Origin of the sequence: Acinetobacter sp. YH12252, assembly GCF_013417365.1 — a bacterium.
Classification (GTDB): Bacteria; Pseudomonadota; Gammaproteobacteria; order Pseudomonadales; family Moraxellaceae; genus Acinetobacter; species Acinetobacter towneri.
The window spans coordinates 81889-98893 of record NZ_VPEA01000008.1 but is presented as its reverse complement, the minus strand read 5'-3'; the positions used below and the strand labels follow the sequence as shown (position 1 = coordinate 98893).

Below are 17005 nucleotides of genomic sequence, written 5' to 3'. Positions count from 1 at the left end.
AACTTGCGATGTTTCATTTTTCAGGCAGATAAAGCCGCTTCAATGTGAACCATGATTGGCTATTTATCCAAAATTAGCCGTAAAAAAAAGCAAAGCCGCAGCTTTGCTTTTTCAATCTGGATTGCGATCAACAACTTAAAGCACCATTAAACCACTTGATCGAAGTCATCATCATTCACAGAAATGGCTGGATCGACTTGCACAAATGGAATCATGTTATGCGCACGACGTGCTTTATTGCATTGATCATCGGCAATTTGCACTTCTTTACAAGAGCTGCTGCGTAATTCATAAATCCCGCAGCTCACTTGCTGTCCAACTTCACCTTCTAAAGCGACACAACGCGGCTGACTCTGATTGGTACCACACATGCATGAATAGACTGCTGTTACTGGTTCCGTGTAGTGCTCAGGCATATTCATGCCTTCAGCCCAATAAAATGAAACACGGAAATAAGCGCAACACGCGCCGCAGCTTAAGCAGGCATCTGCTGTAGGTACTTGAGACAACATTCGTTAAGTTCTCGTCATCAAAAAAATCGTTTTTGGGCGAAAATCTTAAAAAAAGTTGTTTTTGCACTCAAGTTTTTTTTACAGTTTTTTCAGCTTTTTTTGTCGCTTATTCAGGGCAGCTAAAAACGTGTTCGTCCATCAAATCGACGCCACATTCCAGTGTTTCAATCCAGTCTAAGAATTGATTCACCTGTTCTTTGCCCACAAATGGCGTACCGTGTTGCGGTACAATCATTTCAACGTCCATGGTGCGTGCCATATTCACCCAGAGGCGAATCACTTTATTGGAACACATATAGCGCTGATGAAAGCCTTTCATCGCAGGAATATGCGCAGCAAAATCAGTCAATGGAATTGAAGCATCTTCCACCATTGACGCACCCATATCACCAGAAAATAAAATTTTGGCGATAGGATCATAAAACTGGAAATTACCAACAGAGTGTAAGAAATGCGCAGGCACAGCAATAATTTTAGACTCACCCAAAGGAATTGCCTGACCTTCATCTGGCAGTTCCACCAAACGATCTAACCAGTTGCCTTTCATACGGTCGCTCATAAAAGATGAGCTTAAGTGCGGCAAGAAACGCGCCCACAATTTTGATGCTACGATTTTTGCTTCGGTATAGACCAACCAACGCGGCATTGAAGTGATGATGTCTGGGTCTTGGTGCGATGCCATGACATAGTCAAGATTGGTCAAACGGGTATATTTGTTTAATTCCATGGTCAGTGGTACATAGGTCAGGTCGCCACCTGGGTCTAGCACTGCGGCACGGTTATTATCAATGATCAGAAATTGGTTGGCCTGAACACCTTCACCTTTGACCAAACTGGTAAAACTAATACATTTATGTGTCCCATTATCAAATAAGACCTGCGATGTTGTACGGTCAAATGCCATAACCAATCCCCAATTTTTTCATTTTAAAAATAGATTTTCTATCATTGAATAACATATAGCTATTTATGGAAAGTTACAATAAATAAAATGGCTCAGATTATCTGAAATATCAGTGAATTGCAGTACCATTCACATAAATAAATCCCGAGCAGTTTGCTCAGGATTTATGCATTTTAATGAATAATTTAGAATAAATAATGTTGCGCCAAAGTCGACACACCAATAATTAGGAAAATCAGTGCACCAATTTTATGAATTAAAGCAATTGGCAATCGGGTCGCTAATTTATTGCCAATAAATACCGCAGGTGCATTGGCCAGCATCATCCCCAAAGTGGTTCCAAGCATGACCCAAAACACGCTGTCATAACGTGCGGCTAAAGCCACTGTGGCAATTTGAGTTTTATCGCCAATTTCTGCCAAAAAGAACAATACAAAGGTCGCGCCAAATACACCGTATTTTTGCCACTTGTTGATGCTTTCAGTTTCATCATCTAGCTGGTCTGGAATAAGCATCCAAATCGCCATGCCAATAAAACCTAAAGACAAAATCCACAATAAAATTTCTGGGCTAAGTACCGTGGTAATCCACTGCCCTAAAACTGCAGAAAGTCCGTGGTTAATGAGTGTTGCCAGTAAAATAGCAACCAAGATTGGAGCAGGTTTACGAAAACGTGCCGCGAGTAATAAAGCCAATAGTTGGGTTTTATCACCCATTTCGGCTAAGGCGACAATGGCAGTCGAGATGAGGAATTCATACATGATGTTTTTCTCTGGCTAGCACACATACCAATGACCTATCCCTCCTGCTAGCCAAAATCTGCAGAGTGATAAATCAAAGGTCTTGCCAACAAAAGAAAGCTTGAAAAAGCAGACTTGGTTCTTTGCTATGATGACCATGTTCTGTGGAACAAATATGTTGACCATCACCTTTTTACTGCATTCAGTTGAAACAGAAATTAGTAAAAAGCGGCTACTCCCCAATGAAGTACAGCTATTCTAAACGGAATACTGCGGTTAAGCAAATTTAGCCGAATAACGGCAGTGACAAAAAACCCTGCCGCAGCAGGGTTTTATAAAGCTTTTCTGAGTTTAGAGCAGCAAGCTACGAATATCTGCCAACAACTGGGTCAGTTTATGGGTAAAACGTGCTGCATCTGCGCCATTAATTACCCGATGGTCATACGACAATGACAATGGCAACATCAAGCGCGGATCAAAGCCTTCACCATTCCAGACAGGCTGCATGGTCGCTGGTGAAATACCCAAAATCGCAACCTGCGGCCAGTTCACCAACGGCGTAAATGCCGTACCGCCAATCGAACCTAAACTGGTGATGGTAAAGTTTGCACCTTGTAAATCTTTAGGCGACAACTTTTTATCACGCGCTTTTTGACTCAACTCACCCAGTTCAATCGCAATTTGTTTAATCGATTTCTGATCTGGATTACGTAGTACAGGCACGGTTAAACCATCGGGGGTTGCCACCGCAATGCCCATGTGGATTTCTTTACGCAGCAGCACAGACTTTTGATCGTCTGCCAGATGCGCAGCGAAATATGGCTCATCTTTCAGCAAATGCGCTACTGCTTTGGCAATGAACGCCAAAATGGTCAAGCTAACACCTTCTTTTTTGAAGTTAGCTTTCAATTCACTGCGCCACGCTTCTAGCTCAGTAATATCGGCCAAATCAAATTGCGTGACTTGTGGAATGTAATTGTTCAGGGACAATTGCGGAATTGACACTTGTTGTAAGCGCGTCAAACCTTTTTCTTCCACGCCACCAAATGCACTAAAATCAGGCAACTTTGGCAAACCTGTAACTTGCTGTGTTGTAGCAGCGACAGGAGCAGTCTGCGGCGCAGTAAGACGCGCTTTAACATAAGCCTTCAAGTCTTCTTTGAGTACACGTGCATGTGGGCCAGTGGCGTTTACATCGGCTAAAACGACACCCAACTCACGTGCCAGTTTACGCACAGCAGGGCCTGCATACACTTTTGCATTGGCTTCATGTTGCGCCTTGCTCAATTTATCTACATTCGTATGCGCACTTGCTGCAACTGTCGTGGTTTGTGCTGTAGATGCAGCACTGACTGCTGGCGATGCACTTGGTGCAGAGGCAACTTGAGCTGCTGCAACTGCTGTTGGTGCAGCTGCGCTTGCAGTTACTATCGTCACTAAGGCATTGCCCTGCGCAACACTTTGTCCTAATTCTACATGAATCGCTTGAATCACGCCTGCAGTAGTACTTGGCACTTCTACCGTAGCCTTGTCTGATTCCACCACAATCAAACTTTGGTCAGCAGCAACCGTATCGCCCACTTGTACCAAAATTTCTGCCACTGTGGCTTTATCGACCCCTAAATCAGGCACTGCGACTTCAACCTGTGCTGATGCTGTTGTTTGTGGTGCCGATGCAGTTGCTGCGCTCGCTGTTGCAGCAGCCGCTTCTGCTGATGCCACTTGAGGTGTTTCCACCTGTGTGACTGCAGCAGCGGCGGTTTTCACTTTCAGAATCACCACACCTTCTTTTACGGTATCACCCGTATTGATTTGGATAGCGGTAACTGTACCCGACACCGTACTCGGCACTTCTACTGTGGCTTTGTCCGACTCCACCACAATAATGCTTTGATCAACATCAATCGCATCGCCGACTTGTACTAAAATTTCCCCAACAACGGCTTTTTCCACGCCAATGTCAGGTACTTGTACATCTACTTCTTGCGCAGTGTTTGATGTCGCTGAGCTTGGTTCTGCAGCGATCACTGGTTCAGCATCTTGCTTCGGTGCAGCATCTACTTGGGCTTGCGGTGCAGCAACTTCTGTAGCAGCTGCCGTTTGAGCTTCAGTTTCCAACTCAATCAGCACCGCACCTTCAGTCACTTCATCGCCTTGTTGTACCAAAATACTTTTCACCACCCCTGCAACGGTGCTGGGTACTTCAACAGAGGCTTTGTCTGATTCCAATAGGACAATGCTGTCATCAACTGCAATCGTGTCGCCAACTTTGACAAGAATATCTGCAACAGTGGCTTTATCGACACCAATATCAGGCGTTTGAATTTGCATGATCAGTGCTCCTCTTTGTAGTCAGCAACCGCTTGTACTTCAGGAACCGCTTGCGGTGCCCACGCGACAGGACGATCTGTATCTAACTCAAATGTCGAGATTGCATCTTTGACCAAACGCGCATCGACTTCGCCTTCATCAGCCAGTTTTTTCAAGGTGGCTACCACAATGTGTGCAGCATCGACCCCAAAGTAGCTACGCAAGTTACCGCGGGTATCGGAACGACCATAACCATCGGTACCTAAGGCAACAAATGGACGATTGTCTGGCAAGTAACCGCGAATTTGCTCGCTATAGGCGCGCATGTGATCGGTAGCAGACACGACAATGCCATCTTTGCCACGTAACTGTTGTGAGATCCACGGCTCTTTGCTTTCTTCAGCCAATGGATGCAAACGGTTGTATTCTTCACACGCCATACCATCACGCGCCAATTCATTAAAACTGGTCACACTGTAGACATTCGAGTGGATTTGATACTCTTCACGCAAGATTTTCGCCGCTTTGATGACTTCACGCAAAATCACACCTGAACCTAGCAATTGAACCGTGGCTTTTTCATCTTCCTGCAGTAAATACATGCCGCGCTTAATGCCTTCTTCCACACCTTGTGGCATTTCAGGATGCTCGTAGTTTTCATTCATTACGGTGAGGTAATAGAACACGCGCTCCTGATTGACATACATGCGTTGCAAACCATCATGCACAATCACGGCAAGCTCATAACCAAAGCATGGGTCATAGGACACACAGTTTGGAATAGTATTGGCTAAAATATGCGAGTGACCATCTTGGTGTTGCAAGCCTTCACCATTGAGTGTGGTACGTCCTGCAGTGGCACCCAACAAGAAACCTTGCGCCTGTGCATCACCTGCCGCCCATGCAATATCCCCAATACGTTGGAAACCAAACATGGAGTAATACATATACATTGGGATCATTGGTAAGTTATTGGTCGAATAACTGGTACCCAAAGCTGCCCAAGCACTCATTGCACCTGCTTCGTTAATGCCTTCTTGCAGCATGTGACCGTCTTTGGCTTCACGATAATGCATCAATTGTTCTTGGTCTTCAGGGGTGTATTTTTGCCCATGTGCGGCATAAATACCCAGTTGACGGAACATGCCTTCTAAACCGAAAGTACGTGCTTCATCGGGTACAATGGGTACCACACGGTCTTTAATGGCTTTTTCTTTGAGCAGGGCAGAAATCAAACGCACCATCACCATAGTGGTCGATTGTTCTTTGCCACCTGAACCTGCCAAGACTGAATCGAAAACTGATAATTCAGGAATTTGTAAAGCTTCGCTGTCTTTACGACGCGCAGGCAAATAACCACCCAACGCTTCGCGACGCGCTTTCATATATTTCAATTCAGGCGAATTTTCACTTGGACGATAGAACGGCACTTCTTCAAGTTGCTCATCGCTAAATGGCAAGTTGAAGCGGTCACGTACATATTTTAAAGAATCCAACTGCATTTTTTTGATTTGGTGGGTTTTGTTCACCGCTTCAATTTCATCAGACAAACCATAACCTTTGACAGTTTTGGCTAAAATGACCGTTGGCTGACCTTTGGCCTTACATGCTTCAGCATACGCCGCAAATACTTTGTACGGATCGTGACCACCACGGTTCAGGTTATCAATATCTTCATCGCTTAAATCTTTGACCAATTCTTTGGCTTCAGGATATTTACCAAAGAATTTCTCACGAGCGTATGCACCACCTTTCACTTGCAAGCGCTGATAATCACCATCCACCGCTTCTTCCATAATGGCTCTTAATGCACCTGTGTCGTCTTTGTCTAATAAAGCATCCCAATGACGCCCCCAGACCACTTTAATCACGCGCCAACCTGCGCCACGGAATAACGACTCAAGTTCTTGAATGATTTTACCGTTACCGCGTACAGGGCCATCTAAACGCTGTAAGTTACAGTTCACCACCCAAATCAGGTTATCTAGCTTTTCACGACCTGCCAGTGAAATTGCACCCAAACTTTCTGGCTCATCCATTTCACCATCGCCTAGATATGCCCAGACTTTACGGTCTTCTTCTTTAATTAAACCGCGGTTCATTAAGTATTTTTGAATATGTGCCTGATAAATTGACATGATTGGACCCAGACCCATCGACACCGTTGGGAACTGCCAATAGTCAGGCATTAAATAAGGATGTGGATAGCTAGGTAAACCGTTACCGCCCACTTCACGGCGGAAATTATTCAATTGATCTTCGGTTAAACGCCCTTCTAAAAATGAACGGGCATAAATACCGGGTGCACAGTGACCTTGGTAGTAGATCATATCACCGCCAAAATGATCACTATTGGCACGGAAGAAATGGTTAAAACCAACATCATACAATGTTGCTGAAGATGCGAAACTTGCAAGGTGACCACCTAAATCATCACCTGTTTTATTGGCACGCAATACCATTGCCAACGCATTCCAGCGAATCAGGGCGCGAATACGACGCTCCATATCCTGATCGCCCGGCATGGCAGGTTGTTCTTCCACTGAAATGGTATTGAGGTAAGGAGTATTTAATCGCTGAATGGGTACATGCTTTGCAATTGCACGTTGGTACAGTTTTTCGAGTAAAAATGCTGCCCGTTCAGTACCCATATGTTGTAACACAGCATCAAAGGCGTCTTGCCATTCTTGGGTTTCTTGTGAGTCCGTATCACCGTAAAACGCCATAATTCACTATTCCTAAGCCTAATCGTATGCTTTATATGTATCATAATTTAGACTTTAGTAGATATGGCTAATCTTAAATGCATATCCTGCATACTATTTAGAAAATATATAGTCATTGACACATTCTTACAGCAAATAACAAAAAACCGCCAATTTAGGCGGTTTTTTATACAATAAAGCAGATACTGCGTGTTATTATTTTTTTAGGTGATAAGTTGATGTCTGAAATGTCTCACTAGATTTCGCTAAAAGCTAAAACGTGAGTATAAAGAAAAGCGACCTTTGCCGCTTTAATTTCATGTTTTAATTTGTAGTTCGCGTGTAGTTTACAGTGAGTGTGGCTAGAGCATGAATTTCTAGCCAAAACATTACGGCAACATTGCTAAATAGGTAGAAGGGTTCTTACGTTGACCATCTTTCACTACTTCATAATGTAAGTGAGGACCTGTACAACGACCTGTACAACCCACGTTGGCAATATGTTCGCCTGCATCTACACGGTCACCCACACGTGCAATTAAACGTGAAGCGTGTGCGTAGCGCGTGATATAACCATTACCGTGGTTAATTTCTACATATTGACCATAACCTGTGCCCCAGCCTGACTTGGTCACAATACCTGGGCCAGTCGCATAAATTGGAGTACCGCTTGGTGCAGCAAGGTCTAAGCCTGAATGGTTTTCAGCACGACCACTCATGACACGACCGCCATAGTTCGAGCTAATACGTGCATTTGGTAATGGATGTGACACTAACCAAGCATAAGGATTTGAAGAAGCAAAACGGGTGCTGGTATTGGTACCGTATTTTTTTGCTAAAGACGCATTGTTTAATTCTGTAGTCTTTTCACGAAGCTTAACGTTCATCTGCGTTTGTGCAGGAACATCAATGTCTTGTGTTTCTGTATAAGAACCTTGTGACAAGGTGCGGGTTAATTGCTCAATACGATCAGTCGATGAATTTTGAGAATCTAACTCAACTAAATCAGCAAATGCGACAGATGCTGCCGAAGCTGCCAGTGAAAACGCTAATAAAATACGGCGCGAATGCATAAAAAAACCTCTTAACTGTTCTTACTTGAAGTTCCTTGTGATCTCTTCCTTGATATCTACTGAAAGGAGCGCATAAGATTAGGGCATAAACATGAAGGAATGATGTATGTCCGAACCTGTGAATCTCTTTCAACAAACAAGAAAACACATAAAAACAGGAAACCTAACGTTTCTCTCAACCCAAGTTGCTGCATGGCAGAAACTTGGCAAACTTATTCAACCTTTACTGCCGCAACCAGAGCAATGGCAGGTGGTTTGTTATCAACAAGGTGTCTTAACCATTACTGGAACGAATCAAGCGATGGTCAGTCAACTTGCTTATTTGCAAAAGCAATACATTACTCAACTGTCACAACTGCATGAACTGAAAGACATACAAAAAATTCAAGTTCGTTTAAGAGTTGAATCTCAAACGCCCCCAAAAAGCGAAAAGCCTTTAAGAACACTTAGTCCAGAAACTCAAGATATGTTACGAGGTGCTGCTGACTTTGTGAGCGACCCTAAGCTTAGCCAAGCTTTGTTACGTTTGGCAAGCAATAAAAAATAATTGTTTGCAGAAAACACCAAAAACTCGTGCTCAAATTTGTGATGAAATTCACATATTATTATTGTTACATTATAACGTAGTAAGAAAAGACAATGACTTATGTCACATGCACAAAAGTGATCGGGCAAGAATTTATGTCATCAAATGTTACAATTTCATAACTGGTTGGATCGCTCTGAACATTGCGTAATAACTGATTATTTAAGGCATGTCCTGATTTATAACCATCAAACTTGGCAATAATTTGATGTCCAAGCAAGTACAAATCCCCCACAGCATCTAAAATTTTATGCCGTACAAACTCGTCCGAGAAGCGCAAACCTTCTTCATTGACCACGCCTGTATCATCTACCCCAATGGCATTATCTAAACTCGCACCCAAAGCCAAATTATTGGCTTTTAAATAGTCCAAATCTTTCATAAAGCCAAAAGTACGTGCGCCACTGACTTCATAGACAAAGGTTTCTGTAGAAAAATCGATGGTGGCAGACTGATATTCTTTTTTAAAGGCAGGATGATCAAAGTCGATGGTGAAATTGAGCTGAAAACCTTCATGCGGACTGAACACCGCACGTTTATCGTCAATTAAAGCTTCTACAGGTTTTAAAATTTTGATGAACTTTTTCGCAGCATCCTGTTCTTTTAAACCACCCTGCATCAACAAATAAATAAAAGGCCCTGCACTGCCGTCCATAATGGGCACTTCAGAGGCAGACACTTCAATAATCAAGTTATCAATGCCCAACCCTGCAATTGCACTCATAACATGCTCAATAGTGCCAACTTTGGCATTATCCTGAACCAAATTCGAGCACATAAATGCTTCTTGAATCAGCATGGCATCGGCTGGAATATCGACAGGCGGATTTAAATCGATACGACGAAACACAATTCCCCCATCGGCATGATGCGGCACAAAGTTGATCAATACTTTTTGACCACTGTGCAGACCAATACCGCTCGCCTTGACGACACGTTGTAGGGTACGTTGTTTCAGCATGTTCTCAATTCATCTAAATTTTAAAACCGCTATACGTTAGCATATTTAGCCATTGATAAAAAACAAAAAAGGCAGTTTAAAACTGCCTTTTCCCGATCACACAATGAAATTGAGGATCTTGTCTTATTTACGCTGCTGATTTTTCAAATAGTCTTGAATACTCATTGGCGTTGGACGCGCAGAGCCTGATGTTGTTGTCGCACTAATTGCAGGCGCAGTTTCTGCCTGCTGACGCTGAATTGCAGGCACATCATCTTCTTCTACTGCCGCTGTTGGTGCTGCAGAAGTGGTTTGTGTCACGGTGCGTTTTGCAGGCTCTGGTGTATCGCCTGTGTTACGCGCTAAACCAGTAGCAATAACAGTCACGCTAATTTCGTCACGCGCTTCAGGATCAAATACCGTACCGTAGAATACTTGGGTTTGTTCGGTATCTGAAAGTTGATGAATCACGTCCATGATCTCTTCGATTTCACCGAAGGTCACATCATCACCACCCGTTACGTTAATCAACAAGCCTTTGGCATTGGCAATGGTTACGCTATCGAGCAATGGGCTACGAATCGCTTGTTCAGCCGCTTGACGCGCACGGTTTTCACCACGACCTGAACCAACACCCATCATCGCATAACCGCGCGTACTCATCGCAGTTTTCAAGTCAGCAAAGTCTAGGTTGATGTGACCTGGACGTACCACCAAATCAAAAATACTGCGTACACCGTTCAACAAAACGTCATCGGCTTTTTTATACGCATCTTTCATTGAAATGTCGCGGTAAACTTTCATTAAACGCTGGTTTGGAATAATGATTAAAGAGTCTACATGCTGTTCTAATGCCGCAATCCCTTTTTCCGCAGAAAGTAAGCGACGCTTACCCTCAAAGTTAAATGGCGTAGTCACCACACCAACAGTCAAAATGCCCATTTCTTTGGCAATTTCAGCCACAACTGGCGCAGCACCTGTACCTGTACCACCGCCCATCCCTGCAGTCACGAACACCATGTCTGTGCCTTCAAGTTGCTGACAGATCAGCTCGCGGCTTTCTTCCGCTGCAGTTTGACCCACTTGAGGATCACCGCCCGCGCCTAAACCACGTGTGCTTTGCTCACCTAGCTGGATTTTGAATTGCGAATTCATGCGATCCAATGCTTGTTTGTCCGTATTGGCACAAACAAATTTTACACCCTGAATATCCGACTCAAGCATGTGCTGCACAGCGTTACCACCTGCACCACCCACACCAAACACAGTGAAACGGGCTTGACCGTTGCTATCGGTTTGATCATCTATAAATTCAAATGAGGCCATGACCTTTAGATTTCCTAATACGTTATTGGCAGTCACTTAAGCCCGTATACTGCCTTGATCTTCATAAAAATTATTTTTAAGAATGCTGTTCAACTTCTGGCTTGTCAAGTACCAGTGATGATCCGTACAACTTCCTAACAATATTCCCAAAAAACTCAACTAAAAAATAGATTTTAACTTTTCGTTCAAGCCAGACCATGCCCGTCCGACACGCCCCCAAACCGATAAGGTTTCAGGGTCTTCATGTTCTACAATCGTGTTTTGAGTATAGTTTTGACTATAAAGCAATAAGCCTGAAGCTGTTGCATATTGTGAACGGCGTAAGGCGGCCTGATGCGGTTCATCGGCATAAACTTGTGAAGGATGATTCCCCAAGTGTGCCGAAACACCCAACATACGACGTACCAAGCTGATCATGCCTTCAATTTGTGAGGCATCACCCGCCAAAACCACACCATGATATAAACCATGAATGGCACCGCTCTTTTCGAGTTCCTGACGAATTTGTGCAAAAATTTCTTCATAACGCGCAATAATAATTTCCGCCAGTTCAATACGGCTAATGGTTTGCGGCCCATCAATGCCCTGAATCTGAATCATGTGATCAGGTTTGACCACTTTCATATCTACACAGCCATACAATAGCTTAATCCGCTCAGCTTCTTCAGTTGTGGTTTGTAACACCGCTGCAATATCGCGGGTGACATGCTCACCACCACGCTGCAAAGTGTGTGCCAAGGCCAAACGTCCATCTAAATAAACTGCAATACTGGTCGTACCTGCGCCAATATCTACCAGACACACACCGTATTCTTTTTCATCTTTAAGCAGACTGGCTTCTGCAGTGGCTAAATTTGACACCACCATTTTTTCGACACCAATATTGGCACCTTTTAAAGCACGGTCTAAATTCTGCATGGTGCTAATAGGCAACATCATCAATTGATAATGCCCCGTCATGCTATGTGCTGACATACGAATTGGGTTTTGTACCCATTCACCCGAATCATCTAAATCGAAACCGAGTGGTACTGCACTCACCAAATAATGGTCTGAGGTGAGGTGACTGGCTTTGGCCAAGTCCAAGGCGCGTACCACTTCACTGGTGGTAATGGTGTGATCACTACTTTCAATAGGTGTGCGACCTGAAGCATAAAAGCTTTTTAGCTCTGCACTAGGAATAGAAATCCATGCCGAATGCACACGGCATTCCGCCATATCTTCCGCTTCTTGCACGGCATTTTTAATTGCAGTAATCACTTTATCGAGACTGACAATTTTTCCCTTACTCATGCCTCGATTACGTGCGGTGGCCATACCAATGACTTGGATATTGTCTGGCGCATGGACCTTAGCAATCAAAACTGAAACTTTGTGCGTCCCAATGTCAATCGCAACAACCGAGGGAACAGCTTCACTCATTTATTCACTACCATTACCAGTATGTTTAATTTATGGCTTAATGCCTCTATTTTTTTAAAGCCCAATATTATGGCTTTGCTCTTATTCCCTCTGCAATGCTTGTGTCATCAATCGTTACAACAAAGTGACCATTTGCAATTTTTGGCGGAATTGAGTTTTTCCATTGAATGGCTAAACCATTGCGATAACGCAAATCGATGGCGGATATTTTAGACCATACAGGTTTCAAATCACTTTGTGCAAGATGCCCCAAGCGCTGCAGCTTACTCATGGTTTGATCTTTATCTACAATAACACGTAGACCTGAATCAAACTGCATAAACCACGTCATACGTTCTGTTAAATATAGTTCTTTTAAACGATCGTTGACGGGTAAGAATAATTGGTTAATTTCATTATAACGACGCATCATCATTTTAGATTGATGCGTTGGCCCGTGTAATAACGGTAAATGTTGATTATTTTGTGGCGTGACCTCGGTAAAGACTTCACCGCTGTCACTGAGCAAACGACCTGTCCCCCAACGTGCAATTGGATGACGCGGCATAACCCGCACACGAATAGCATTCGGCCACGCACGTGAAACCACCACTCGATCTACCCAAGACAACTCCAAAGCGGTATCGCGGATTTGCTCTAGGTCAGAGGTGAAATAGTTCTTGGTCATTACAGGGTTCACATGCGTCATCACTTGGCGGTGTTCCGCATCTGAACGTGTACCCACTACATCTAGCTTGGCAATTTGTGCATCGGTCATGACTTTGTATAGCCCGTACGCACCCACTGCCAACACGAGCACCGCAACGCACAGCATTACCCAACCGCCAAAATGAATCAGCTTTTCTTTGGCTGTTGGCGGTTTGTCATGAATCGAGGTAATCGCTGCCCGTTTACGGCGCAAGGATGCAGGAAGTTGAGCCATATTTAGTGTGCTTCACCTGTAAGGGTTTGTGCCAAAATTGCCACACACAGCTCATCAAAACTATAGCCGACTGCATTTGCCGCTTTCGGAACTAAAGAGTGGCTGGTCATTCCCGGCACGGTATTCACTTCCAATAGCCAGAAATTGCCGTTCTCATCTTGCATGGCATCAATACGACCCCAGCCACTTGCACCCACGGCTTGGAAGGCACGTAATGCCAAAGCTTGTAACTGTTGCTCTTCGGCAGTGCTTAAACCACACGGAATACCGTATTGCACATCATTACGTTGATATTTGGCTTCATAATCATAGAACGCCACATCTTTCGGTGGTTCTAAACGAATAATCGGTAAAGCCTGACCATTTAACAGCACGATGGTAAATTCACGTCCTGTAATCCATTTTTCAGCCATAACAATAGCGTCATGTGCAGTTGCTTTCGCTACAGCATCGGCAAAGTCTTCTACTTTTTCGACTTTGCTCATGCCAATACTTGAACCTTCATGTACAGGCTTGATGATGAGTGGTAAACCCAATTCGGCAACCACGTCTTCAATATTGGAATCTTTGCTAACAATACGATATGGCGCAGTTGGCAAGTCAGAACCTTGCCAAATTTGCTTGGTCTTCACTTTGTCCATGCCAATGGCTGAACCTTGCACGCCCGTACCCGTGTATGGAATATTCAACCATTCCAAAACACCTTGAATTTGACCATCTTCACCACCGCGCCCGTGTAACACAATAAAGGCACGATCATAATTGACCAATTCGGTCACGCTACGTGTTTGTGGATCAAATGCTTCTGCATTGACCCCAGAACGTAGCAGTGCTTCGAGTACTGCTTGACCGCTGTCTAGAGAAACCTCACGCTCAGCAGATTTTCCACCCAATAACACGGCAACTTTGCCGAACTTTGAAGCATTTGACACGTTTATATCCTTAAACTTTAAACTGGTCGATCAAATTCAAACATCACAGGTTGTGATTATTTTAAATATAAATGGTTTTGTGCAAGCTCGATTGAAATCGCCCCCACATTACCTGCACCTTGGGTCAATAACAAGTCATTGGCCTGTAACACTTGTTTCACAATATTCGGTAGGTTGCCGTCATTTGGATCGACCAAAATTGGCTCAACCTGACCACGCAAACGAATACTGCGTGCCAAAGTACGGCTATCTGCGCCAACAATTGGTTTTTCACCCGCAGGATAAACATCGAGCAATAACAATTGATCGACTTGTGACAACACTTCCACAAAGTCATCAAAACAGTCACGGGTGCGACTAAAACGGTGTGGCTGGAACAACATCACCAAACGGCGATCAGGATGACTTTGACGCGCAGCTTTAATGGTGGCTTCCACTTCTTTCGGGTGATGTCCGTAGTCATCTACCAATTTCACATTGCCGTCTGCTACCGCAAACTCACCTTGTACTTGGAAACGACGACCGACACCGCTAAAGCCTTCTAAAGCACGGCAAATTGCACCATCAGAAACGCCTTCATCGGTGGCAATTCCAATTGCAGCCAAGGCATTCAATACGTTATGCAGCCCCGGTTGATTCACCGTCACGCGTAACGGTTCGCGGTCTTTACGCAGTACAGTAAAGTGTGTGCGCATACCGTCTTGATCAACATCAACGGCACGAATATCGTTGTCTTCATTAAAACCATAGGTCAATACAGGGCGCCCGATACGCGGCATGATTTCACGAATATTGGCATCATCACCACACACCACAGCCAAACCGTAGAATGGCAGTTTGTGCAAAAATTGAATAAAGGTATCTTTTAAGGTATCGAAACTACCACCATAGGTGTCCATGTGGTCGGCATCAATATTGGTCACCACAGCCGCCATTGGCTCTAGGAATAAGAACGATGCATCAGATTCATCGGCTTCTGCCACGATATAACGGCTAGCACCCAATGCTGCATTGACCCCAGTACGGTTTAGCAAACCACCAATCACGTAAGTTGGATCCATGTTTTCTTCGGCCAACATACAGGTGATTAAACTGGTAGTGGTGGTTTTACCATGTGTACCCGCGACTGCAATACCATGACGGTAACGCATCAACTCGCCCAGCATTTCAGCACGACGCACCACAGGAATACGGGTGTCAATTGCTGTTTTAATTTCTGGGTTTTCTGGGTCAATTGCAGTAGACACCACCAACACATTGGCGCCTTTAATATTCTCTGCCGCATGCCCAATATAAACCTTGATGCCGTTTTCTTCTAATTGCGCTGTGGTTTTTGAAGCTTTGATGTCTGAACCCGACACTTTATAGCCTTGGTTTTTCAAGACTTCGGCAATACCACACATCCCCGCGCCACCAATACCCACAAAATGAATGTGTTTGATACGGCGCATTTCAGGCACTTTGATTAATTTTTTCGCTTGATCAGCGGGTGTAGAAGGAGACATATTTTACTCGAACAATGCTTGAATAAGACGAACCACGTGTTGAGTTGCATCAGGCTGCGCCTGCTGACGGGCTTTGACCGCCATTTCAGACAACAATTGACGATTCATTAACGGGGTTAATAATGTTGTTAAACTTTCAGGTGTCATGCTGGCTTGCGGACAGATTTTTGCTGCACCAAGATCGGCTAAAAACTTGGCATTGGCAGTTTGGTGATCATCCACCGCACTAGGCAATGGTACAAATACTGCTGCAACACCTGCAGTCGCGACCTCGGTTACCGTGAGTGCGCCCGCACGACAAATAATTAAATCGGCATCACTATAGGCTTTGGCCATATCTTCAATAAAAGGCTGTACCTCAACCTGTAAATGGTCAGGCTTGTGTGCATAACGTGCCTGCGTCGCTTCGGCATGGTTTTGCCCACATTGATGATAAACATCTAAAGCGACATTTAGTTGCTTTAACGCTTCAGGTACACATTCATTTAAGGCTTGTGCACCTAGTGAACCACCCACAATTAAAATACGAATTGGCAAGCCTGCTTTTTCACGTTCCTGATAGCGCCATGCAGGGCTTAAGGTCGCAGTGATTTCTTCACGAACAGGGTTGCCTGTGGTGACAATTTTGTTACTGTTTGGAAAGGTATTTGGGAAAGCCTGACACACGGTTTTTGCCACACGTGACAATTGAGTGTTGGTAAAACCCGCAACTGCATTTTGTTCGTGAATCAGCACAGGAATACCCAAAGCACGTGCTGCCAAGCCACCTGGCCCTGCCACATAACCACCAAAACCTGCAACAGCATCAACTTTTAATTGCTTCATGTAACGCACAGCACTGAGCGTTGCGCCTAAAATTTTAAATGGTGCAGCCAGTTTACGGATCAAACCGTTGCCACGTACACCTTGAATATTAATTTGGTAAATTGGGATATTATGATTTTTAAGCAGACGATTTTCCATGCCCGTTGGGGTCGCCAACCATGACACTTGAATCCCTTGTTGCTGTAATTGTTTTGCGACGGCCAAAGCGGGAAAAACATGTCCACCTGTACCTGCGGCCATCATCATGACATGTTTAGGCTGTTGTTGCTGTGCGTCAGTCACGGTTTAATTCTTCAACTCAAA

14 protein-coding genes and 1 riboswitch are annotated in these 17005 nt (G+C 44.2%); of the genes, 1 reads left to right on the top strand and 13 read right to left on the bottom strand.

All coding sequences use genetic code 11. The features are described from left to right. Positions 1 to 146: 146 nt before the first annotated feature. The 6 genes from FTV28_RS09675 to FTV28_RS09650 form a co-directional block, all read right to left on the bottom strand. Positions 147 to 512 (bottom strand): YkgJ family cysteine cluster protein, encoded by a 366-nt coding sequence (locus tag FTV28_RS09675; RefSeq protein WP_004974255.1) that lies wholly within the window; start codon positions 510 to 512, stop codon positions 147 to 149. A 106-nt stretch (positions 513 to 618) separates the two neighbouring features. Then, positions 619 to 1416 carry an MBL fold metallo-hydrolase gene (locus tag FTV28_RS09670; RefSeq protein WP_179990248.1) on the bottom strand — a complete coding sequence of 266 codons (798 nt, stop codon included), beginning with the start codon at positions 1414 to 1416 and terminating at the stop codon, positions 619 to 621. A gap of 185 nt (positions 1417 to 1601) precedes the next feature. Continuing rightward, positions 1602 to 2177: a TMEM165/GDT1 family protein gene (locus tag FTV28_RS09665; protein WP_004974251.1), complete on the bottom strand. Its 576-nt coding sequence runs from the start codon at positions 2175 to 2177 to the stop codon at positions 1602 to 1604. A 72-nt stretch (positions 2178 to 2249) separates the two neighbouring features. Further along, a riboswitch (yybP-ykoY riboswitch) is annotated at positions 2250 to 2409 on the bottom strand. Positions 2410 to 2507: 98 nt separating this feature from the next. Further along, the gene (locus FTV28_RS09660; RefSeq protein WP_179990246.1) at positions 2508 to 4487 is read right to left on the bottom strand and encodes a 2-oxo acid dehydrogenase subunit E2; all 1980 of its coding nucleotides are present in this window, start codon (positions 4485 to 4487) and stop codon (positions 2508 to 2510) included. Positions 4488 to 4489: 2 nt separating this feature from the next. Beyond that, a complete protein-coding gene (gene aceE, locus FTV28_RS09655; protein WP_096901655.1) occupies positions 4490 to 7192 on the bottom strand; it encodes a pyruvate dehydrogenase (acetyl-transferring), homodimeric type in 2703 nt (900 codons plus the stop codon). A 368-nt stretch (positions 7193 to 7560) separates the two neighbouring features. Continuing rightward, positions 7561 to 8244 (bottom strand): M23 family metallopeptidase, encoded by a 684-nt coding sequence (locus FTV28_RS09650; protein WP_179990243.1) that lies wholly within the window; start codon positions 8242 to 8244, stop codon positions 7561 to 7563. 106 nt (positions 8245 to 8350) lie between these two features. Between FTV28_RS09650 and FTV28_RS09645 the strand changes: the two genes are divergently transcribed. Then, on the top strand, positions 8351 to 8791 hold the full coding sequence (locus tag FTV28_RS09645; protein ID WP_004974242.1) for a DciA family protein: 441 nt from the start codon (positions 8351 to 8353) through the stop codon (positions 8789 to 8791). Between the two features lie 97 nt (positions 8792 to 8888). On the opposite strand, the gene lpxC is transcribed toward FTV28_RS09645, so the two are convergent. From lpxC to murG, 7 genes are all read right to left on the bottom strand, one after another. Then, positions 8889 to 9791: a UDP-3-O-acyl-N-acetylglucosamine deacetylase gene (gene lpxC, locus FTV28_RS09640; RefSeq protein WP_179990241.1), complete on the bottom strand. Its 903-nt coding sequence runs from the start codon at positions 9789 to 9791 to the stop codon at positions 8889 to 8891. Positions 9792 to 9914: 123 nt separating this feature from the next. Further along, positions 9915 to 11096 carry a cell division protein FtsZ gene (gene ftsZ, locus FTV28_RS09635; protein ID WP_004974238.1) on the bottom strand — a complete coding sequence of 394 codons (1182 nt, stop codon included), beginning with the start codon at positions 11094 to 11096 and terminating at the stop codon, positions 9915 to 9917. Positions 11097 to 11255: 159 nt separating this feature from the next. Beyond that, a complete protein-coding gene (gene ftsA, locus FTV28_RS09630; RefSeq protein ID WP_179990239.1) occupies positions 11256 to 12518 on the bottom strand; it encodes a cell division protein FtsA in 1263 nt (420 codons plus the stop codon). Positions 12519 to 12585: 67 nt separating this feature from the next. Then, on the bottom strand, positions 12586 to 13440 hold the full coding sequence (locus FTV28_RS09625; RefSeq protein ID WP_004974235.1) for a cell division protein FtsQ/DivIB: 855 nt from the start codon (positions 13438 to 13440) through the stop codon (positions 12586 to 12588). A 2-nt stretch (positions 13441 to 13442) separates the two neighbouring features. After that, positions 13443 to 14372, bottom strand: a complete 930-nt coding sequence (locus FTV28_RS09620; RefSeq protein ID WP_004974232.1) for a D-alanine--D-alanine ligase — start codon at positions 14370 to 14372, stop codon at positions 13443 to 13445. Between the two features lie 56 nt (positions 14373 to 14428). Next, on the bottom strand, positions 14429 to 15877 hold the full coding sequence (murC, locus tag FTV28_RS09615) for a UDP-N-acetylmuramate--L-alanine ligase (RefSeq protein WP_096901645.1): 1449 nt from the start codon (positions 15875 to 15877) through the stop codon (positions 14429 to 14431). Between the two features lie 3 nt (positions 15878 to 15880). Continuing rightward, positions 15881 to 16984 carry an undecaprenyldiphospho-muramoylpentapeptide beta-N-acetylglucosaminyltransferase gene (gene murG, locus FTV28_RS09610; protein ID WP_004974229.1) on the bottom strand — a complete coding sequence of 368 codons (1104 nt, stop codon included), beginning with the start codon at positions 16982 to 16984 and terminating at the stop codon, positions 15881 to 15883. Positions 16985 to 17005 lie beyond the last annotated feature (21 nt).